General features: G+C 63.3%; 16 protein-coding genes. 10 read left to right on the forward strand and 6 right to left on the reverse strand.

Annotated features, from left to right (window positions below):
* Window positions 1-40: 40 nt before the first annotated feature.
* Window positions 41-757, reverse strand: a complete 717-nt coding sequence (locus tag ATY02_RS25335) for an MgtC/SapB family protein (RefSeq protein ID WP_068582769.1) — start codon at window positions 755-757, stop codon at window positions 41-43.
* A 97-nt stretch (window positions 758-854) separates the two neighbouring features.
* The gene (gene mgtA, locus ATY02_RS25340; protein ID WP_068582767.1) at window positions 855-3620 is read right to left on the reverse strand and encodes a magnesium-translocating P-type ATPase; all 2766 of its coding nucleotides are present in this window, start codon (window positions 3618-3620) and stop codon (window positions 855-857) included.
* 123 nt (window positions 3621-3743) lie between these two features.
* On the opposite strand from mgtA, the gene ATY02_RS25345 reads away from it, so the two are divergent.
* Entirely contained in the window at window positions 3744-4085 is a 342-nt protein-coding gene (locus ATY02_RS25345) for a hypothetical protein (RefSeq protein ID WP_141698229.1), read from the forward strand.
* Window positions 4086-4295: 210 nt separating this feature from the next.
* Here the strand turns inward: ATY02_RS25345 and ATY02_RS25350 are convergent, their stop codons facing one another.
* Together ATY02_RS25350 and ATY02_RS25355 are read right to left on the reverse strand one after the other, a co-directional pair.
* Window positions 4296-5633 (reverse strand): lysine N(6)-hydroxylase/L-ornithine N(5)-oxygenase family protein, encoded by a 1338-nt coding sequence (locus ATY02_RS25350; protein ID WP_068582764.1) that lies wholly within the window; start codon window positions 5631-5633, stop codon window positions 4296-4298.
* Between the two features lie 149 nt (window positions 5634-5782).
* A complete protein-coding gene (locus ATY02_RS25355) occupies window positions 5783-6265 on the reverse strand; it encodes a sigma-70 family RNA polymerase sigma factor (protein WP_068582761.1) in 483 nt (160 codons plus the stop codon).
* A gap of 321 nt (window positions 6266-6586) precedes the next feature.
* Here ATY02_RS25355 and ATY02_RS25360 point away from each other — a divergent pair, with 321 nt between their 5' ends.
* From ATY02_RS25360 to ATY02_RS25380, 5 genes are all read left to right on the forward strand, one after another.
* Window positions 6587-7759, forward strand: a complete 1173-nt coding sequence (locus tag ATY02_RS25360; RefSeq protein ID WP_068582758.1) for an efflux RND transporter periplasmic adaptor subunit — start codon at window positions 6587-6589, stop codon at window positions 7757-7759.
* Window positions 7760-9733 (forward strand): MacB family efflux pump subunit, encoded by a 1974-nt coding sequence (locus tag ATY02_RS25365; RefSeq protein WP_068582755.1) that lies wholly within the window; start codon window positions 7760-7762, stop codon window positions 9731-9733.
* A 7-nt stretch (window positions 9734-9740) separates the two neighbouring features.
* Complete coding sequence (locus ATY02_RS25370) at window positions 9741-11150, forward strand: efflux transporter outer membrane subunit (RefSeq protein ID WP_068582752.1); 1410 nt, start codon at window positions 9741-9743, stop codon at window positions 11148-11150.
* A gap of 121 nt (window positions 11151-11271) precedes the next feature.
* Window positions 11272-11571: a DUF3349 domain-containing protein gene (locus ATY02_RS25375; RefSeq protein WP_068582749.1), complete on the forward strand. Its 300-nt coding sequence runs from the start codon at window positions 11272-11274 to the stop codon at window positions 11569-11571.
* 27 nt (window positions 11572-11598) lie between these two features.
* On the forward strand, window positions 11599-12024 hold the full coding sequence (locus ATY02_RS25380; RefSeq protein ID WP_068582746.1) for an SMI1/KNR4 family protein: 426 nt from the start codon (window positions 11599-11601) through the stop codon (window positions 12022-12024).
* A 36-nt stretch (window positions 12025-12060) separates the two neighbouring features.
* On the opposite strand, the gene ATY02_RS25385 is transcribed toward ATY02_RS25380, so the two are convergent.
* Window positions 12061-13692 (reverse strand): twin-arginine translocation signal domain-containing protein, encoded by a 1632-nt coding sequence (locus tag ATY02_RS25385; protein WP_068582743.1) that lies wholly within the window; start codon window positions 13690-13692, stop codon window positions 12061-12063.
* Between the two features lie 173 nt (window positions 13693-13865).
* On the opposite strand from ATY02_RS25385, the gene pvdM reads away from it, so the two are divergent.
* Genes pvdM through ATY02_RS25400 form a run of 3 tightly spaced genes read left to right on the forward strand, consistent with a single transcriptional unit; the run spans window position 13866 to window position 17467 of the window.
* Window positions 13866-15215: a pyoverdine-tailoring dipeptidase-like protein PvdM gene (gene pvdM / locus ATY02_RS25390; RefSeq protein ID WP_068582740.1), complete on the forward strand. Its 1350-nt coding sequence runs from the start codon at window positions 13866-13868 to the stop codon at window positions 15213-15215.
* Between the two features lie 31 nt (window positions 15216-15246).
* Window positions 15247-16539 carry an aminotransferase class V-fold PLP-dependent enzyme gene (locus tag ATY02_RS25395; RefSeq protein ID WP_068582737.1) on the forward strand — a complete coding sequence of 431 codons (1293 nt, stop codon included), beginning with the start codon at window positions 15247-15249 and terminating at the stop codon, window positions 16537-16539.
* A gap of 37 nt (window positions 16540-16576) precedes the next feature.
* The gene (locus ATY02_RS25400; RefSeq protein ID WP_068582734.1) at window positions 16577-17467 is read left to right on the forward strand and encodes a formylglycine-generating enzyme family protein; all 891 of its coding nucleotides are present in this window, start codon (window positions 16577-16579) and stop codon (window positions 17465-17467) included.
* A 193-nt stretch (window positions 17468-17660) separates the two neighbouring features.
* Here the strand turns inward: ATY02_RS25400 and ATY02_RS25405 are convergent, their stop codons facing one another.
* The gene (locus tag ATY02_RS25405) at window positions 17661-18488 is read right to left on the reverse strand and encodes a N(5)-hydroxyornithine transformylase PvdF (RefSeq protein WP_068582731.1); all 828 of its coding nucleotides are present in this window, start codon (window positions 18486-18488) and stop codon (window positions 17661-17663) included.
* 205 nt (window positions 18489-18693) lie between these two features.
* Here ATY02_RS25405 and ATY02_RS25410 point away from each other — a divergent pair, with 205 nt between their 5' ends.
* A complete protein-coding gene (locus tag ATY02_RS25410) occupies window positions 18694-20346 on the forward strand; it encodes a cyclic peptide export ABC transporter (RefSeq protein ID WP_068582728.1) in 1653 nt (550 codons plus the stop codon).
* Window positions 20347-20418: the final 72 nt, after the last annotated feature.

Consider the following 20418-nt stretch of genomic DNA (forward strand, 5'->3'; position numbering starts at 1 on the left):
CACGTCGTCTGGACGTGTTGCGAAGGACCCGTACCTGCGCTCACTCGGTGGTGCTGGGGCTCCAGAAGGCCTGTTGCACCAAGGGCGATCCCGAGAGCCGGGCCACCAGCGCATCCAGTTCGTCACCGTCCACCGAGGTGGTGGCCAGGGTCGCTTCGATCTCCACCTCCTCATTGCCAAAGGCGTGCACATCGACATCGCTGGCCGGGTAGTTGCAGCGCGCCAGTTCGGCCTCCAGTAGAGCAAACACGGCCTTCTGCTTGGAGCGCTGGGCAATCACATAGACGATATTGGTCACCTCCGCGGACACCACATCCAGAGGCTGGCGGTTGATGTTGTTGACGATGGGCCGCAGCAGGGTATTGGCCGCCAGCACGAACAGGGTGCCGAGCAAGGCCTCGAGGATCAGGTCGGCACCGGCACAGGCCCCGACCGCCGCCGATGCCCAGAGCGTGGCGGCGGTATTCAGCCCTCGTACATTGCCCTCCTCGCGCATGATCACCCCGGCGCCGAGGAAACCGATGCCCGAGACCACATAAGCCACCACCCGTACCGCGCCCTCGGCACCGCCCAGGCGGTTGGCCATGTCGACGAAGATCGCCGCCCCCACCGCCACCAACACGTTGGTGCGCAACCCGGCGGTGCGCTGGCGGAACTGGCGCTCGAAGCCGATCAGGCCGCCAAGGATGAACGCTGTGCTGAGGCTGACCAGGGTATCGATCAGCGAATCCAGGTTGATGTTGTGCAGGGCTTGCATGGCTAAGATCCTTTTGGCGACAAGTGGCAGGCTAGCAGCGGCAGGTTACAAGTAGCGCACCGCCCACTGAAAACCTGCCGCTTGCCGGTACTGCTCCTTACTGCCAGCCGAAACGCCGTACGTAGAAACCCTTCACCGCCTGGGTCAGGGCCATGTAGGCCACGAGGATCAGCGGCAGGAACAGGAAGTACAGCGGTGGCAAGGCCTGCAGCTTGAAGTAATGGGCCAGCGGGCCCATCGGCAGGAAGATCCCCACGGCCATGATGATCCCGGTCATCACCATCAACGGCATGGCCGCCCGGCTTTGCAGGAACGGTATCTTCGGCGTGCGAATCATGTGCACGATCAGGGTCTGGGTCAGCAGCCCCACCACGAACCAGCCGGATTGGAACAACGTCTGGTGCTCCGGAGTGCTGGCGCCGAACACATGCCACATCAGGGCAAAGGTGGTGATGTCGAAGATCGAGCTGATCGGCCCGAAGAACACCATGAAGCGCCCGACATCGGCCGGCTGCCAGCGCTGGGGCTTTTTCAGCATCTCGTCGTCGACGTTATCGAAGGGAATGGCGATCTGCGAGATGTCGTACAACAGGTTCTGCACCAGAAGATGCATGGGCAGCATCGGCAGGAACGGAATGAAGGCACTGGCCACCAGCACCGAGAACACGTTGCCGAAGTTGGAGCTGGCGGTCATCTTGATGTACTTGAGCATGTTGGCGAAGGTCCGGCGCCCTTCCAGCACGCCCTCCTCCAGCACCATCAGGCTCTTTTCCAGGAGGATGATGTCCGCCGCTTCCTTGGCGATATCCACCGCGCTATCCACGGAAATACCGATGTCGGCGGTACGCAGCGCCGGCGCGTCGTTGATGCCGTCGCCCATGAACCCCACCACGTGCCCATTGGCCTTGAGCAGGCGGACGATGCGCTCCTTGTGGGTCGGGGTCAGCTTGGCGAAGACATTGGTGGTTTCCACCGCCTTGGCCAGTTGCTCGTCACTCATGCGCTCGATGTCGTTGCCCATCAGCAGGCCCTGTTGCTCCAGGCCCACTTCTCGGCAAATCTTGGCGGTCACCAGCTCGTTGTCGCCGGTCAGCACCTTCACTGCCACGCCATGCTCGGCCAGGGCCTTGAGGGCCGGGGCCGTGCTTTCCTTGGGCGGATCGAGGAAGGCCACGTAGCCAATCAGGGTCAACTCACGCTCATCGGCCAGGCTGTAGGTATCGCGCCCCTCAAGCATGGGCCGTGCGGCTACTGCCACCACCCGCAGGCCTTCCTCGTTGAGGTCGGCGGTCACCTGGCGAATCCGCGCCAGCAGCGTATCGCTCAGGGCCTCTTCGGCATCGCCATGACGCACATTGCGGCACACCGCCAATACCTCCTCTACCGCACCCTTGCAGATCAGCAGATGGGGCTGGCCCTGCTCCGCCACCACCACCGACATCCGCCGGCGAGTGAAGTCGAAGGGAATTTCATCGACCTTGTGAAACGCCGTGCCGACCGCCAGTTCACGCTGGATCTCGACATGTTCGAGCACCGCCACGTCCAGCAGGTTCTTCAGCCCGGTCTGGTAGTAGCTGTTGAGGTAGGCCAGCTCCAATACGTCGTCGGACTCCTCGCCCCACACATCGACATGGCGCGCCAGGAAAATCTTGTCCTGGGTCAGGGTGCCGGTCTTGTCGGTGCACAGCACGTCCATGGCGCCGAAATTCTGGATTGCATCCAGGCGCTTGACGATGACCTTCTTGCGCGACAGGAAGACCGCGCCCTTGGCCAGGGTCGAGGTGACGATCATCGGCAGCATTTCCGGGGTCAGGCCCACGGCGATGGACAGGGCGAACAGCAGCGCCTCCATCCAGTCGCCCTTGGTGAAGCCATTGATGAACAGCACCAGCGGCGCCATGACGAACATGAAGCGGATCAGCAGCCAACTGACCTTGTTGACCCCGTTCTGGAACGAAGTTGGCGCACGGTCGGTGGCACTGACCCGCTGGGCCAGGGCGCCGAAATAGGTGCTGTTGCCGGTGGTCAGGATCACCGCCGTGGCGGAGCCGGACACCACGTTGGTGCCCATGAACAGGATGTTGTCCAGGTCCAGGGGGTTGCTGGTGTCGGCATCCTGCTGGCGCGGGAATTTCTCCACCGGCATGGACTCACCGGTCATTGCCGCCTGGCTGACAAACAGGTCCTTGGCACTGAGCACCCGGCAGTCGGCGGGAATCATGTCGCCGGCCGAGAGCGCGATCAGGTCACCCGGCACCAGCTGCTTGATGGGCAGCTCGATGCGCTGCGGTCCCTTGGCCTCGGCAGCGGCCCCCAACAGGCGACCGAGCATTGGCGCGGCCTGGGACGGCGTATCCGGACGCATCACGGTGGCGGTATTGCTGACCATGGCCTTGAGGGCATCGGCTGCCTTGTTCGACTTGGCCTCCTGCCAGAAGCGCAGCAGGGTCGAGAGCACCACCATGGAGAAAATCACCGTGGCCGCCTTCATGTCCTCGGTCAGCCAGGAGATCACTGCCAGCAGGGTCAGCAGCAGGTTGAAGGGGTTCTTGTAGCAATGCCACAAGTGAGTCCACCAGGGCAGCGCCTGCTCGTGCTCGACTTCATTGAGGCCATGGCGCTCACGCAGGACCTCGGCTTCCTCGGTACTCAAGCCATCGGTATGGCTGCCGAGCTGGTCCAGCAGTTGCGCCGCGTCGCTGTTGGCCGCCGCGACCAGGGTTTGCGCCAAGGTTGGCGGTACATCGCGACTGACACTGGCGTCGCTGAAGCTTTCCAGCAGGGCCAGGCGCCGGAAGTGCCGGGCGAAATGCCGGGTCCGCAGGAAACCGGCGAAGAATTCTTTCAACAGGGTGAGCTTCATGATGACTCCTGCACGGCCGGTGCATGGCACAAGAACGGCCGCGTTGAAACGAAACAGTCAGGGAGATGGAACAAGGCAGGATCGGGCTCACGCCCGAGGCAATCGCCCCATCAGGGATGGGCGATGTTGCTGGCGATGCTGACGCTGACGGGTGTATCCCATGACTGTTCCCCTGGACGGACGGCGCTGGAAACGCCACAGGCAGGTACCGCCGGATCAGGTGCAAGGCGCATCGAACGCCCACGCAAGACCGGCCCGCAGGTCCGTGGAACCTGCGCGTCGAAGCAGCCGCGACACGACACCAGGCCGGGTCGGACATCGATCGGAGTCATCAAGAAGGGAAATCGGGACGACCAGAACAGGTCGCGACCGGAATACCGCCTCTCGCTGGATGGCGAGACAACGGCAGGAATCAAGGCTGCGCGTTATCTTGCCGGGACCGCGCCGGTTATCGAGACCGGCTGACTCCTGTCACTCGAACAAGTACCCACACTGGGCCTCCATTGATTGAAAACGCGCGCAGCTTACGCCGCACCTTTTATAGAGTAAACCTGGGAAAAAACCTTGCCGGGGGGAATTGAAAAATTCTTCAGCGCAGGTTCAGGAAGGGATAAAACATGAAGCTTTCATGACCACGGCGGCCGCTACCGCAGGGCTGCGGCAGCGGCCGGCGCATCAGCTGGCGGTGGCCAGCAGCATGTCGCGAACCGAGCGGCTTTGACCGCGGGTCTTGCCATGCTCGTACAGCGAATCGGCGATCTCCTGGGCGCGGATCGGCAGCACCGACAAGAGGGTATCACTCAAGCCGTGGCTGGCCTGGCTGAAGCCCTGCAGGTAGACACCGGCCTTGCAGCGCTCGTCAGTGATCAGGCGGTAGTTGCGATCCACCTCGAAGTCACCCAGGTAGGCCTGCAGCGGCGCCAGCAGGTCGCGGTACAGGTTGCGCTCGTAGCCGGTAGCCAGGACCACGGCGTCGTAGTGGCGCACTTCACGCTCGCCACTGGCGCCATGGCGCAGGATCAGCTCGATGCCCAGGTCGGTGGCGGTGGCCTTCTCGACGGTGGTCAAGGTGCGGAACGCATGGCGCGGAACACCGGAGACCTTCTGGCGATAGAAGATCCCGTAGATGCGCTCGATCAGGTCGATGTCCACCACCGAGTAGTTGGTGTTCTGGTACTCGCTGACCAGACGCTCGCGCTCGCTGTCGTTCTGCTGGAACACCAGGTCGGTGAAGGCCGGGGAGAATACTTCGTTGACGAACGGACTGTCGTCGGCCGGCTTGAGGGCCGAGCCACGCATGATGATGTCGGCCTGCACCGAGGGGAAGCTGTCGTTGAGATCGATGAAGGCTTCCGCGGCGCTTTGCCCACCACCGATGATGGCGATGTTCATCGGTTTGCCGTTGACGCAAGGCTGTTGGGCCATGCGCTCCAGGTACTGGGAATGGTGGAAGACCCGCGCATCGCCCTTGAGCCCCTTGAACAGTTCCGGAACCCGCGGCGTGCCACCGGTGCTGACCACCACCGAGCGAGTGGTGCGCACCTGCTCGGCGCCCTGGGCGTCGCGGGAGATCACCCGCAGCGCCTCGACCTGCTGGTTATACAGCACGGGCTCGATACCCAGTACTTCTTCACCGTAGCGACTGTGCTCCTGGAAATGCCCGGCCACCCAGCGCAGGTAATCGTTGAACTCCATGCGGCACGGATAGAAGGTGCCCAGGTTGATGAAGTCCACCAGGCGCCCGTGGTGCTTGAGGTAGTTGACGAAGGAATAGGGACTGGTTGGGTTGCGCAGGGTCACCAGGTCCTTGAGGAAGGAAATCTGCAGCTCGCTCTGGGTCACCAGGGTGTTGCCATGCCAGCGATAGTCCGCCTGCTTGTCGAGGAACACCGCGTCCAGGGGGCCGTGCTCCTGCCCGCGCTCTTCCAGCGCAATGGCCAGCGCCAGGTTCGAGGGGCCGAAACCGATACCGATCAAATCGTGAACGTGGGCCGATGCAATTGCCTGTGTCATTTCCAGTGTCCTCTGGATAAACCGCCTCAACGCGGGGGATAAAGTGTCACGGTGACCCGACTGGCCCGCGAAGGTCAGCAGATCGTCTGTTGAGTAGGGACGAGGACAGTGAAAAAAAATTTAACTAAATAAGACGCACTGCGCTTGGCCTATTGGGCCTCCCACTGGCGCAGGCGAACCCGGCAGTGTTTCATCGCATTGACGATGTGTTTTTCCACCAGGCTGCGGGAAATGCCCAATTGCTCGGCGATCTGCAAGTGGGACATGCCCTCGAGCTTGCGCAGCAGGAAACTCTCGCGACACAGGCGGGGCAGTTCCGCCAAGGCCCGCTGCAGCATGTCCAGGCGCTGGCCCTGGTCCAGGCTGGTTTGCGGCGACGGGTTGAAATAGCGCTCTTCGTTGTCCAGCACCTCAAGCGGCTCCGACTGGCGCAAGGCATTGCGCCGATGGCCATCGATCACCAGGTTCAGCGCCGTGCGGTAGAGAAACGCCCGCGGCTGCTCGATTGGCGTATCGCTCGTACGCTCCAGCACCCGGACGTAAGCGTCGTGCACTACATCCTCGGCCACCTGGCGGTTACCCAGCTTGGCATGGAGGAAGCACATCAGCTCGCGATAGTAACTTTCCAACATGGCTCCCAACCGCCCCCATGACGGTTATTTCCTTGAGCGAGACCGACGTTAGCCGGTTGGCCCGGTGATTCAATGATGGCAGTTTTGAACCAGCGTAATTTATAGTAATTCTCATATAGATTTAAAGTACCGCAGAGTCGCAGTGGGTTTATTTCGCTATCCGGGCAGCTGTAACGCCATATGTCGACAGTTAAATTCCCCCTGCGGCCTCTCGTTTACCTGACAGCTTCCCGTCCCTGCCATTTGCCCGGCAGTCGGCAACCGGCCCGCCACACGCGGCCCACTGCCCCGACGGGCCAATACCTCTGGCCGGAACCCTGCATGAAACGTCCTCGAAACTCCCGACGCGCCCTGCTTGCCGCACTCTGTGTGATCCCCATCGTCGCCATCGCCGCCTGGAAGTTCATTCCGTCAGGGCGCGACCAGTTCAGCACCGTGCAAGTGCGCCGGGGCGATATCGAAAGCAGCGTCACAGCCCTGGGCACCTTGCAACCGCGCCGCTATGTGGATGTCGGCGCCCAGGCCTCCGGGCAGATCCGCAAGATCCATGTGGAAGCCGGTGACGCGGTAAAAGAAGGCCAGTTGCTGGTGGAAATCGACCCCTCCACCCAACAGGCCAAGCTCGATGCCAGCCGCTTCGCCATCGAGAACCTGCAGGCCCAGTTGCAAGAGCAATACGCCCAGAACCAGTTGGCCCGGCAGAAGTACCAACGCCAGCAGAACCTCGCCGCCGGCGGTGCGACCCGCGATGAGGACGTACAAACCGCCCAGGCCGAACTCAAGGCCACCCAGGCGCGGATCGACATGTACAAGGCGCAGATCCGCCAGGCCCAGGCCAGCCTGCGCAGCGACCAGGCAGAGCTGGGCTATACCCGCATCTATGCCCCCCTGTCCGGCACCGTGGTGGCGGTGGATGCCCGCGAAGGCCAGACCCTCAACGCCCAACAACAGACTCCGCTGATCCTGCGGATCGCCAAGCTGTCGCCAATGACCGTATGGGCCGAGGTTTCGGAAGCCGACATCGGCCACGTGAAACCCGGCATGAACGCCTACTTCACCACCCTGAGCGGCGGCGGCCGGCGCTGGACCAGCACCGTGCGCCAGATCCTGCCGATCCCGCCCAAGCCATTGAACGAAACCAGCCAGGGCGGGGGCAGCCCCAGCAGCACCAGCAAGCGTGGCAGCGGCCGCGTGGTGCTCTACACCGTGTTGCTGGATGTGGACAACTCCGACAACGCGCTGATGGCGGAGATGACCACCCAGGTGTTCTTCGTCGCCGACTCGGCCAAGGACGTACTCACCGCGCCCATCGCCGCACTGCAGGACGGCGATGCTCCCGGCCAGCAGATTGCCCGGGTCGTGGCCAGCAACGGCGCCGTCAGCGAGCGCAAGGTCCGGGTTGGCATCAGCGATCGCCTGCGGGTGCAGATCCTCGAAGGCTTGAACGAAGGTGACCACCTGCTGATCGGCCCTGCCAACAGCAGCGGAGGTTGAATGCAAACGCCCCTGATCGACCTGCGCAGCATCCGCAAATCCTATGGTGGCGGCGACAGCCCGCAGGTGGATGTCCTGCGCGGCATCGACCTGTCGATCCATGCCGGGGAATTCGTGGCCATCGTCGGTGCCTCGGGCTCCGGCAAGTCGACCCTGATGAACATCCTCGGCTGCCTGGATCGACCGACCTCCGGCGAGTACCTGTTCGCCGGCGAGAACGTCGCCCGGCTCGACAGTGACGAACTGGCCTGGCTACGCCGGGAAGCCTTCGGCTTCGTGTTCCAGGGTTATCACCTGATTCCCTCGGGCTCGGCCCAGGAAAACGTCGAGATGCCGGCGATCTATGCCGGCACCCCGGCCGCCGAACGCCACGCCCGCGCTGCCGCCCTGCTGGAGCGCCTGGGCCTGGGCAGCCGTACCGGCAACCGTCCGCACCAATTGTCAGGTGGCCAGCAGCAGCGGGTGTCCATCGCCCGCGCGCTGATGAACGGCGGCCACATCATCCTCGCCGACGAACCCACCGGCGCCCTGGACAGCCACAGCGGCGCCGAGGTCATGGCCCTACTGGACGAACTGGCCAGCCAGGGCCACGTGGTGATCCTCATCACCCACGACCGCGAAGTGGCTGCCCGAGCCAAGCGCATCATCGAGATCCGCGACGGCGAGATCATCAGCGACACCGCCGATACCGACCCTAGCGTGCAAGCCAGCGCCAACGCCGGCGCCCTGCAGGCCGTGGACCTGCGCCAGCGCCTGGCCGATGGCAGCGAACCTACTGGGGCCTGGAAAGGCGAGCTGGTGGAAGCGGTGCAGGCGGCCTGGCGAGTGATGTGGCTCAACCGCTTCCGCACCGCCCTGACCCTGCTGGGGATCATCATCGGCGTGGCGTCGGTGGTGGTGATGCTGGCGGTGGGCGAAGGCAGCAAGCGCCAGGTAATGGCGCAGATGGGGGCCTTTGGCTCCAACATCATCTACCTGAGCGGCTATTCGCCCAACCCCCGAACCCCGGCCGGGGTCATCACCCTGGACGACGTCGCCGCCGTAGGCGCCCTGCCCCAGGTCAAGCGCATCATGCCGGTCATCGGCTCCGAGGCCGGTGTGCGCTTCGGCAACCGCGACTACATGGCCTACGTTGGCGGCAACGACACCAACTTCCCGCACATTTTCAACTGGCCGGTGGTCGAAGGCAGTTACTTCAGCAATGCCGATGAGCATGCGGCCTCCGCCGTGGCCGTGATCGGCCACAAGGTGCGGGAAAAACTGCTCAAGGATGTGGCCAATCCTATCGGCCAGTACATCCTGATCGAGAACGTCCCCTTCCAGGTGGTGGGCGTACTGGTGGGCAAGGGTGCAAGCTCCGGAGATAGCGACAGCGACGACCGCATCGCCGTGCCCTACTCCGCCGCCAGCACTCGGTTGTTCGGCAGCCGAGACCCGGAGTACGTGGCTATCGCCGCCGCCGATGCCAGCAAGGTCAAGGAGGCCGAACAAGCCATCGACCAATTGATGCTGCGCCTGCACCACGGCAAGCGCGACTACGAACTGACCAACAACGCCGCGATGATCCAGGCCGAGGCCCGGACCCAGAACACCCTGTCGCTGATGCTCGGCGCCATCGCCGCCATCTCCCTGCTGGTCGGCGGTATCGGCGTGATGAACATCATGCTCATGACCGTGCGCGAGCGCACCCGCGAGATCGGCATTCGCATGGCCACCGGCGCCCGCCAGCGAGACATCCTGCGCCAATTCCTCACCGAGGCGGTGATGCTCTCGGTGGTCGGCGGACTGACCGGCATCGGCGCAGCCCTGATCATCGGCGGCGTGCTGATCCTCAGCGAAGTGGCGGTAGCATTTTCCCTGGCCGCGGTACTCGGCGCCTTCGCCTGCGCCCTGGTCACCGGCGTCGTCTTCGGCTTCATGCCGGCCCGCAAAGCTGCCCGGCTCGACCCGGTCACGGCCCTTACCAGTGAATGATCGATCGATGAAGACCACCCTGACCCTGATAGCCGCCAGCGTCTTGCTGGCGGCCTGCAGCAGCTCCACCCCACACCCGGATAGCGGCCTGCAAGCACCAAAGGCCTGGCAGGCCCCCTCCCATCGCGAAGGCCAGCAGCAAGACCCACGCTGGTGGGCCCGTTTTGGTAGCCCGGAACTGGACCGCCTGATCGCCGAAGCGCGAACCGGCAGCCATGACCTGGCAGCGGCGATGGCCCGAGTGCGCCAGGCCCAGGCCAGCGCCATCGTGGCCGGCGCGCCGCTCCTGCCCTCGGTCGAAGGCAGCTTCAATGCCAGCCGGCAAAAGCGCATGGGTGGCAAAGGCAGCAACCAGCAAAGCAGCACCAGCAGTGACAGGACCGTGAATACGTTCGATGCCGGGCTGAGCGCCACTTATGAAGTCGATTTCTGGGGTGGCAGGCGCGCGGCCCGCGATAGCGCCGTGCTCGGCGCCCAGGCCAGCGAATTCGACCGGGCAACGGTAGAGCTGACCCTGCTCAGCGGCGTGGCCAACAACTACGCCCAGCTACTTGCGCTACGGGAACAGACCCGGATCACCGAGCTCAACCTGGCCAACGCCCAGCGCGTCCTGCGCCTGGTCCAGACCCGCTACGACTCAGGCTCGGCCACGGCCCTGGAACTGGCCCAGCAAAAGAGCCTGGTGGCAGCCCAGCAACGCCAGGTACCGCTGGTGCAGCAGCAGGCCGAAGAAGCCCTGATCACCCTCGCCACCTTGCTCGGCCGGCCAGTGCAGAGCCTGGCCCTGAACGCACAACCTTTCGCCGACCTGACCTGGCCGGACATCGATGCCGGGGTGCCCAGTGAGTTGCTGGCCCGCCGCCCGGATATCGCCAGCGCCGAAGTCCGGCTCGCGGCAGCCCAGGCCGATGTCAGTGTGGCCCGGGCCGCCATGCTGCCCACCGTGACCCTGACGGCAAGGCTGGGCTCGAGCGCCAACAAATTCGACGACGTCCTGCGCAACCCCTTCTACAACCTGGCTTCCGGCCTGGTGGCACCGATCTTCAATGCCGGGCGCCTGAGCGCGGAGCGCGACCGGGCCACGGCGCGCCAGGAAGAGCTGCTGGAGACCTATCGCGGGGCGATCATCAACGGCTTCGCCGATGTGGAAAAAGCCCTCAACAGCATTCGTGGCCTGGACCAGCAACGGCAATGGCAGAGCGAGGAACTGGAACAGGCGCAACGGGCGTTCGATATCGCCCAGAGTCGCTACCAGGCCGGGGCCGCAGACCTGCTGTCGGTCCTGGACACCCAGCGCACCCTCTACGCTGCACAGGACCAGAACGTGCAACTGCGCCTGTTGCGATTGCAATCGAGCGTCGCGCTGTACAAGGCACTGGGAGGCGGTTGGCAGGCTTCCACACCAGCCACGCGCTAGGTCCTGCGGAGCAAGTCGCTGGGCGGCTGGCGAAGCCTTGTGCATCGCCAGCCACCAGGACAACCGGTCGGTTGTTCGCCTAGAATCGACGGTTCGCCACCCATCCCAGGAAGAGCACCCGATGCCCCTCAGAACCGAGCTGGACGAGCCATTGGCAGAAGCCGTATCAGCGCTGAAAGAAGCCTTCCCGGACGGTGTCGCGCCCTCCGACTACCACGCCCTGCTGGCCGTCCTGTATGAGCACTTTTCAGATCGCAACCTGGCGCAAGTCGTTGCGCAGCTGACCCAGCGGGACCCCGCACTCGTGCTGAACGACATCCACCAGGCCGTGACCCTCACCAAGCCCAGCCCGCAGGCGATCGCATCGCTGAACACCCACCTGCACCACCACGGAGTCGCCAAGCTCCTGGCTGACGACTGAATACCCGACACATCGACGGACCGACCAATGGATTTCGACGACTTCAAGCAACTGCTGGACCACCAGCGCAAGGCCAACCCCATCTGGTTCGAACTGCCCTCGGACAGCCTCGCCACCGAAGCTGCAATCATCGAATTTGAAAAGGCCATGGCACTGCGCCTCCCTGCTCAATACCGGCATTTCCTCAAGGTATGTGGCGGCGGTTACTTTGCCTTGGGAATCGTGTACTCGCTGGACCAGGCCAGCGATTTCAACCTGGGTAGAAATAACAGCGCCGGCAGCAGCCATTTGCTGTTTTCAGACAATGGCTGCGGCGACTTCTACGGCTTCGGGATAGAAAACGGCCAATGCCTGGAGCAGGTGCTGTTTTTCGACCACGGCCTGGAACAATGGCAACAGACCAGGTACCCAGGACTGTTCAGCTTCCTGGCCGCTACGGCCCTTGCCAACTAAAGGCCACGCCGCCCGGAACCAAGGCGGCTCCCGCCGCTAGAACAGCCGTTCCTTGACCTTCAAGTGCCGCGCATACCAAGGGCGCCGAGGCACCTTGCGGAACAGGTCGGCCAGCTGCTTCTCATCGTCGATAAAGGTGATGCGCAGGGCCAGCTTCATGGTTTCCGGGTCCATCTCCACACTCTTGCCCACCTGCAATCCCGGCGTGGTACTGCAACCATGGGTCACCGGCCCCAGCCACGGATCGCCCACCTCGACCCAACGCCCAGGTGCAAACCAGGGCACGCCGTTGACCTCCAGGCGTTCGAGCTCTCCAGGATGGAAGCGTTCGTGGGCACGGAACCAGTCCTCCAGGCGATCGTCGATCCAGCCATGGAAACGCCAGAACACCGGACTGACATGGGATGAGAAAGGATCTCCCAGGAAGTCGTTTTCCGACTGGTACCAACGTGCGGAAAAGTCTGCCGGATCGCGGGCCATGGGTACCGGTACGCCACTGGAAGGATCACGGGGCACCGACGCCCAGCGCATGTGCAACCAATCGTGCAGGCCCAGCTCGATCTCCGAGCCGAACTGGCCGAGGGTCAGCTTCGCCAGGTAGCGCGGGTCGCGATATTGCGACTCCCAGACCAGGAAGTTGCCCTGGTAGGTCTCGGTGGCCTTGATATCGCTGACCCACTGGCTGTATTCGTCATCGTCCTGGGCCAACCAGCAGGGCGGCAGGGAACCGCCATCGTGATTGTCGAAGTAACGGGCGAAGCCCAGGCGATCGCGCAGCAGCTCAGGCTGCGGCAGGGGAAAGTGCTGCCAGGACGGCAAGTCCTGCATGGACCGCGCGGTACCGAGCATGTGCCGGTGCATGAAGAAGAAATCGATCCCCGAACCATTACGGTCCTTCTTCGGGCCACGGGCATCACGCTCCTTGTCCCTGGGGCCTGGCTGCCAGCCGATACCACGCAGGGCCTCGCGCTTTTCCTCGGTCAATCGATGCCACTTGTCCCGGGTGGCATGCCACAGCTGGTGGAACAGCCGATGCTCGGGCGATATCAGCCAGGTCATCAGGGTCGAGTTGAGCGCGATACGTTGCCGGGCTTCGGGGAACATGTGCTTGGTGGCCACGAAGCGATTGTCCTGGGCAGCCAGCATCAGCGGCCGGTCCAATCGCTCGACCCGCCCACTGAGGGTGCCACTGCCGGCGTTGCCGAAATCAGCCCAGACCTCATCCAGGGCCATGCTGAATTCGTAGCTGGCAGCGCCATCCAGTGCATCGGAGCGAACCAGACGCCAGTACATCTGCCCGGGCTGCGGACTGACCAGGTCGCCCACTACCTGGTAGCGCGGCTCGCCCAGGCCCCGCAGGCCCTCGGCGGTATCCAGATAGCCACGCAAGCCACGCCCACGCTGGGCGACGTCGATGAACAGCTCCAGATTCCGGGATGGCAGGCCTTCAAGGCCAGCGTCAGCGCCCTCGAAGCGAATGCTCCAGATACCTCGCAGTTGGTCCGCCAGACGCTGCCCGGCGGTATCCGCCAGCTCCACCGACGCTTCGCCGGGGGTGATCGGAAACTCTTCTTCACGCGTCAACTCACGATGCACGTAAAGCGCCGCCGGCACCGCGGCGCCAGTCAGCGCCAAGCCAGCCATGAACCCTCGTCGAGAAATCGTCATTGCCCTACCTGTGTCAGCCATGAAGCAGGCCTTATCCAAGCAAGGACGTTTGTTGCCAGGGGAAATTTACCGGCCGCGCCACCGCGCTAAATTTCCCCGGCCACCGCTCGTTCTTCCCAGATAGCAAAGGCCCCTGTGCCTGCACCCTGACGGCGAATCCGACTGAGATGGCAATGACTAAACCACGTTCGAAGAAGGCTCTCTACATTGGCCTGCCACTGGCCCTGGCGATTGGTGCCGGCGCCGGTTTCCTGGCCTGGGACTATTGGTTCAGGGACAACCCCGGCTACCCGGTCAAGGTGATGAAACAGGCAGAGGAGCTGCAAGAGCGGATTATCTCCTTCGACAGCCATGTGACCGTACCCCTGGATTTCGGCAGCACCGGCAACGAGGCGGACAAGGACGGCTCCGGCCAGTTCGACCTGGCCAAGGCCGGGCGCGGACGACTCTCGGGCGCCGCCCTGACAATCTTCGGCTGGCCGGAAATCTGGAACGGCCCGAACGCGCCGCACCGTCCTACCGACGGTTTCGTCGACGCCGCGCGCAATGAGCAGGAGGTCCGCTACAAGATCCTCACCGGCATGGTCCGCGACTTCCCCAATCAGGTCGCCATCGCCTATACCCCGGATGATTTCCGTCGGCTGCACGGCGAAGGCAAGTTCGCGGTATTCCTCAGCATGCTCAACGCCTACCCCCTGGGCACCGACCTCAACCAGCTGGACCAATGGACCGCTCGCGGCATGCGCATGTTCGGCTTCAGCTACGTGGGCAACAATGCCTGGTCGGACTCTTCCCGGCCGCTGCCGTTCTTCAACGACACCCCGGACGCCCTCGGCGGCCTGTCCGACCTGGGCAAGCAGGCGGTGCACCGGCTCAACGACCTGGGAGTGATCATCGACGTCTCGCAGATGTCGACCAAGGCCCTGGAGCAAGTCAGCCAGCTGAGCCGCGCGCCCTTCGTCGCCTCCCACTCCGCTCCCCGGGCCCTGGTGGACATCCCGCGCAACCTCAGCGACAAGGAAATGCAACTGATCAAGGACAGCGGCGGCGTGGTGCAGATCGTCGGTTTCGGCGCCTACATCCGCCCCCTGAGCCAACCCACCCGGGACAAGCTCAATGCCCTGCGCGCGCGCTTCGATCTGCAGCCACTGACCGGCCTGGAAATGGCCCTGATGCCGGGCGACCCGATCATCACCGTCTGGCCGCCACAGCGCTTTGGCGAATATGCCAGCGCCCTGTACGGCATCCTCGAGACAGAACCCAAGGCCACCCTCAAGGACTTCGGCGATGCCATCGACTACGCCGTGAAGAAGGTCGGTATCGATCACGTCGGCATCAGCTCGGACTTCAACGATGGCGGCGGCCTGGACGGCTGGAAGGACGTCAGCGAGGGCCGCAACATCACCGCCGAACTGCTGCAACGCGGCTACAGCGAGGCCGATATTGCCAAGCTCTGGGGTGGCAATTTCCTGCGGGTCTGGGACCAGGTGCAAAAATCTGCCAAGCCCGTCGCTACTCGTTAAGCCCTTATCTGACTAGAAGTGAATTGTCTTCATGACCGACCGTCGTAGCTTTCTCAAGCAGGCCGGAATCCTCGCCGTGGGCCTGCCCATGGCGGCAGGCGCCGCCACCCAGCCTGCCTTGCCGACCTTGAGTAAAACCGCTTCCTCGCAGCCCATCGCCTCCTGGCCCGAGCTGCGCCAACTGTTCACCCAGGACCCGGACTACATCCACTTCTCCAACTTCCTGGTAACCACTCATCCCAGGCCGGTACAAGAGGCCATCGAGCGCTACCGCGCGCAGATCGACCGCAACCCGGGCCTGGCCATGGACTGGGACCTGCAGGAAACCTGGAAGCGCGAAGCCCAGGTACGCCTGTGGGCCGGCCGCTACCTGCAAGCCAAGCCCGAACAGATCGCCCTCACTGGCAGCACCAGCGAAGGCCTGGCAATGATCTATGGCGGCCTGCACGTACGCCCGGACCAGGAAATCCTGACCACGGTGCATGAGCACTACGCCACCGAGTTCAGCCTGGACTTCCGGATGCGCAAGCAAGGCACCCAGGTCCGCAAGATCAAGCTGTTCGAGAACTCCAGCCAGGTTTCCAGCGCCGAAGTACTGGACTCCATCAAACGCGCCATCCGCCCCAATACCCGAGTGCTGGGCATGACCTGGGTGCAGTCGGGCAGCGGCGTGAAATTGCCGATCGGCGCCATCGGCCAACTGGTGGACGAACTCAACCGCGACCGCGACGAGAAGGACCGGATCATCTACGTGGTCGACGGCGTGCACGGTTTCGGCGTGGACAACCTGGACTTCCCACAGATGCACTGCGACTACTTCATCGCCGGCACCCACAAGTGGATGTTCGGCCCTCGCGGCACCGGGATCATCTGCGCCCGCTCGGAGAAGCTCCAGGACCTGACCCCGACCATCCCGACCTTCTCCGAGGACCGTAACTTCGCCACTTCGATGACCCCGGGCGGCTACCACGCCTTCGAGCATCGCTGGGCCGTGGACGAAGCCTTCAAACTGCACCTGCAACTGGGCAAGGCCAAGGTCGAGACGCGCATCCACCAGCTCAACAGTGAGCTCAAGCAGCGCTTGCAGGCTCATTCCGGGATCGAGCTGGTCACCCCGCTGGACCCGAGCCTGTCGGCAGGCTTCACCTTCTTCCGGGTCAAGGGCCAGGACTGCGACCAGGTGGCGGCCTACCTGATGCACAACCGGGTCGTGGTCGACGCCGTGGACCGCGATGTCGGCCCAGTGGTACGCACCGCTCCCGGCCTGCTCAACAACGAAGGTGAAATCGACCGCTTCATGAACCTGCTGGCCAAGCGGCTCTGAGCCGCTGCACCTCCCCCCACCCTGATCGAGAACATTCATGAATCCAGACCAGAGTTCCTCCCGACCGCCGCTCAAGGCACTCGCTACCCTGGCCTTGGGCGCGCTGCTGGCCGGCCTCCTGCCGGGCACCGCCCAAGCCGGCGAACCGCAACCAGGCAAAGTCTTCAAGGACTGCAAGGACTGCCCGGAAATGGTGGTACTGCCAGCCGGCAAATTCATCATGGGCACCCCGGACGACGAGGTCGGCCGCGAGCCCGATGAAGGCCCGATGCACGAAGTGACCTTCGCCAAGCCCTTTGCCATGAGCCGCTTCCAGATCACCGCTGCGGAATGGGACAGCTACATCCGCCAGACCGGGGTCAAGATCCCCGATGGCGACACCCGCCCCGGTCGTGAATGCGTCGCCAGCAAGCCACGCTACCCCCAGGGGCCGCGCCAACCAGCGGTATGCATGAACTTTGCAGAAGTGCAGGCCTATGTGGCCTGGCTGTCGAAGAAGACCGGCCACCAATACCAGATGGTCAGCGAAGCCCAGCGTGAATATGCGGCGCGTGCCGGCTCCACCGGCCCCTTCCCTTTCCCCTTCGATGAAGGCAAGGAATACAGCATCGCCAAGCATGCCAATACCTACGGCCCGGCAGACGGCTACAGCTATACCTCGCCGGCAGGCAGCTACCCGGCCAATGCCTTCGGCATGTACGACATGCACGGCAATGTCTATGAATGGATCGCCGATTGCGAACACCCCAACTACGTCGGCGCCCCCACCGACGGCAGCGCCTGGGTCGAGCCGGGTTGCGAATCGCTGCAACTGCGCGGCAACGATTGGGGCGAAGCCCCGGTGTTCTCCCGCTCGGGCAACCGCAACAATATCTACCCGCAAACCCGCGGCGACTGGATCGGTTTTCGCGTAGTGCGCGCCCTCTAACCCCCTCCCCTGCCGGCTACACCGCAACCGGTGTAGCCGCTACCGCAGGCTACGAGGCCCACCACAAAGGCCGTCAACCCCGGCGGCACCAATAGCCTGGCCCCACACCCTTTGCCTACGACTGCTGTGCAGCTGGTCGCAGCCTGCGGCAGCGGCTACAGGGCAAGCCTGTCATACCGCGCCGCAAGCCAACTCAGGGCTGTTTGGCCAACAGCGCCAAGCCTTCGTGCAAGGCCGGGAACAGGCTGTTGTTGAAGTTGTTCCAGCGCAATTCGAGGATGGTGTCTTCAGGGGAAATCTCGGTATTGAGCACGTCGTGGAAGACCTCGCCGGAGTCGATACCGTTGTCCACGTAGTGGAAGGAAGCCCCGGTCAGGTACAGCGGCTCGGTCGGTACAGTCTCCCGGGTCGCCCAATCCACCACCTTCTCGCCCCGGGCGCCATACAAGGCATTCCAGGTGGCGTAGGCACCGCGGCGCTCATAGGGCGATTCGATGCGGGTAATGCCCGGGTGGATGTTCATGATCCGCCGGGCGAACGGCGCACCCGGGCGCACCAGCTCGTCGAGGATCACCAGCAAGCCATCCAGCACCACGATATCGGCCTTGAGCTCCACCAGGGTGTCGTACAGGCGACGCTCGAAGTCCTGCTTGCCGGCAATGTGCTCGGCGCTACCGCGCGGATGGCGGCGATAGGTGGACGGCACGCTCAGCAGCAGGTCGTTGACCAAGCGCCCCTGCACGGCGAGGTCCGCCGGATACAGCCACTGGCGCCCCGGCTGGTAGGCGAAACCATAGTCGCTTACCAGCTTCTGGTCCCGTGGCGACTGCTCGTCATCGTCGTAGACCACGCCCACCAGGTTGTAGGCCTCGCCCAGAGGCGTCTGGTTCAACGCCTCCACCAGGGACTCCAGCACCGATTTCATGTAGCGCTCGTGGTCCTTGTAGGCCACCGGCTGCCCCGCCTTGTCGGCCGCGGCGTTTCGCAGGGACCAGACATACACCAGATTTTTCTTCGTCATTCGTTCGCTCTCGCTCAATGGATCAGGCACTGCGTCGATACACGTGCGCCCACAGAACAAGAACGAACCAGGCTCCGGGCAATTTATCCGGGACGCCTGCGCCCGGCGGTGGCCGGCAAAGCTAAATAGTCGCCGCGACGCTTCGTTTGTTCAGGGGTAAGGGTCCGTGTGCCCCGACCCTCTATCCACTCTCTGGGAAGTACTTATGACCGACCCCAAGCGCGGCGCCTTCAAAGGCCTGCTCGCATTGCTCAGGCCCTTTCGCAGCATAGTGCTGGTTTCCGTTGCCCTGGGCATGGCCGGTGGCCTGGCTATCACCCTGCTGCTGGCCACCATCAACAACGCCCTGCATTCGGCCGGCGGCATGACCCAGGGCGTGGTCCTGACCTTCGCCGCACTCTGCGCATTGGCCCTGGTCAGCTCGATCGTCTCGGACGTCGGCACCAACTACGTGGGCCAGCGGATCATCGCCGCCCTGCGCAAGGACCTGGGCGAGAAAGTGCTTTCAGCGCCCATCGAGCAAATCGAGCGATATCGCACCCATCGTCTGATCCCGGTACTGACCCATGATGTCGATACCATCAGCGACTTTTCCTTTTCCTTCACTCCACTAGCTATCGCTAGCACTGTTACCCTTGGCTGCCTGGGTTACCTGGCGTACCTTTCAATCCCCATGTTTCTGATGATGGTGCTGGCGATTGTGATCGGTACTGCCGTGCAGTACGTGGCGCGCTCAGCAGGTATCAAGGGATTCGATGCCGCCCGCGACCAGGAAGACGAACTACAACGCTATTACACCGCGATTGCTTCCGGCGCCAAGGAGCTGCGTATACACCGCCCCCGGCGCTTCCGGATGAACGCGCATCGAATTCAGGCTACCGCCGACCGCATCAGCGATATTCAAGTGCGTTCGGTCAACATCTTCATCGTTGCCAAAACATTCGGCTCGATGCTGTTCTTCGTGGTCATCGGCCTGGCACTGGCCATCCAGGCCTTTAACCCGGATCCAGATCCCTCAGTCATCACCGGCTTTGTGCTGGTACTGCTTTACATGAAGGGACCGCTCGAGCACGTAGTTACCGCCCTTCCCATCGTCAGCCGCGCACAAATCGCGTTCAGGCGTATTGCCGAGTTGTCCGAGCGCTTCTCCTCACCTGAACCGCATTTACTACTGGTCGATAGCGAAGCCCCGCAGTCGGTAGTCCATAGCCTGGAGCTGCGTGGAGTAAGCTACAGCCCACCGCCAGTGGAAGGTAGCGAGCCGTTTCACCTGGGACCGATCAACCTGAGCATCAAGCAGGGCGACATCGTTTTCATCGTCGGCGAGAACGGTTGCGGCAAGACCACCCTGATCAAACTATTGCTGGGCCTGTACCAACCCCAGTCCGGGGAGATCCGCCTCAACGGCGAAACCGTGACCGACCAGGCCCGGGACGACTACCGACAACTGTTCACCACGGTCTTTGCCGACTACTACCTGTTCGACGACCTGGTCCAGGGCAATACCGGCAAATCACTGGATGTTGCTACCCAGTACCTGGATCGCCTGGAAATCGCCCACAAGGTCAGCGTCAAGAATGGCGCCTTCACCACCACTGACCTGTCCACCGGCCAGCGCAAGCGCCTGGCCCTGGTCAACGCCTGGCTGGAAGAACGACCGGTGCTGGTGTTCGACGAATGGGCCGCCGACCAGGACCCGGCCTTCCGGCGGATTTTCTATACCGAGCTGTTACCCGACCTCAAGCGCCTGGGCAAGACCATCATCGTGATCAGCCACGACGACCGTTATTTCGACATCGCCGACCAACTGGTGCGCCTGCGCGCCGGCAAGGTCGTACACGAAATGGAACCGGCTTGAGTTTTTTTTCCGGTTTGTTCAAGGAGGAACGTCTTACCAGTGGTAATGAGAATTAACCGCAATAAATACCTA

Origin of the sequence: Pseudomonas sp. BIOMIG1BAC (assembly GCF_001705995.2) — a bacterium.
Lineage (GTDB): Bacteria > Pseudomonadota > Gammaproteobacteria > Pseudomonadales > Pseudomonadaceae > Aquipseudomonas > Aquipseudomonas sessilinigenes.

Bases quoted from the DNA above. Each gene is read 5' to 3' on its own strand.
- ATY02_RS25335 (WP_068582769.1), bottom strand. From the start codon at position 757: ATGCAAGCCCTGCACAACATCAACCTGGATTCGCTGATCGATACCCTG.
- mgtA (WP_068582767.1), bottom strand. From the start codon at position 3,620: ATGAAGCTCACCCTGTTGAAAGAATTCTTCGCCGGTTTCCTGCGGACC.
- ATY02_RS25345 (WP_141698229.1), top strand. From the start codon at position 3,744: ATGTTGCTGGCGATGCTGACGCTGACGGGTGTATCCCATGACTGTTCC.
- ATY02_RS25350 (WP_068582764.1), bottom strand. From the start codon at position 5,633: ATGACACAGGCAATTGCATCGGCCCACGTTCACGATTTGATCGGTATC.
- ATY02_RS25355 (WP_068582761.1), bottom strand. From the start codon at position 6,265: ATGTTGGAAAGTTACTATCGCGAGCTGATGTGCTTCCTCCATGCCAAG.
- ATY02_RS25360 (WP_068582758.1), top strand. From the start codon at position 6,587: ATGAAACGTCCTCGAAACTCCCGACGCGCCCTGCTTGCCGCACTCTGT.
- ATY02_RS25365 (WP_068582755.1), top strand. From the start codon at position 7,760: ATGCAAACGCCCCTGATCGACCTGCGCAGCATCCGCAAATCCTATGGT.
- ATY02_RS25370 (WP_068582752.1), top strand. From the start codon at position 9,741: ATGAAGACCACCCTGACCCTGATAGCCGCCAGCGTCTTGCTGGCGGCC.
- ATY02_RS25375 (WP_068582749.1), top strand. From the start codon at position 11,272: ATGCCCCTCAGAACCGAGCTGGACGAGCCATTGGCAGAAGCCGTATCA.
- ATY02_RS25380 (WP_068582746.1), top strand. From the start codon at position 11,599: ATGGATTTCGACGACTTCAAGCAACTGCTGGACCACCAGCGCAAGGCC.
- ATY02_RS25385 (WP_068582743.1), bottom strand. From the start codon at position 13,692: ATGACGATTTCTCGACGAGGGTTCATGGCTGGCTTGGCGCTGACTGGC.
- pvdM (WP_068582740.1), top strand. From the start codon at position 13,866: ATGACTAAACCACGTTCGAAGAAGGCTCTCTACATTGGCCTGCCACTG.
- ATY02_RS25395 (WP_068582737.1), top strand. From the start codon at position 15,247: ATGACCGACCGTCGTAGCTTTCTCAAGCAGGCCGGAATCCTCGCCGTG.
- ATY02_RS25400 (WP_068582734.1), top strand. From the start codon at position 16,577: ATGAATCCAGACCAGAGTTCCTCCCGACCGCCGCTCAAGGCACTCGCT.
- ATY02_RS25405 (WP_068582731.1), bottom strand. From the start codon at position 18,488: ATGACGAAGAAAAATCTGGTGTATGTCTGGTCCCTGCGAAACGCCGCG.
- ATY02_RS25410 (WP_068582728.1), top strand. From the start codon at position 18,694: ATGACCGACCCCAAGCGCGGCGCCTTCAAAGGCCTGCTCGCATTGCTC.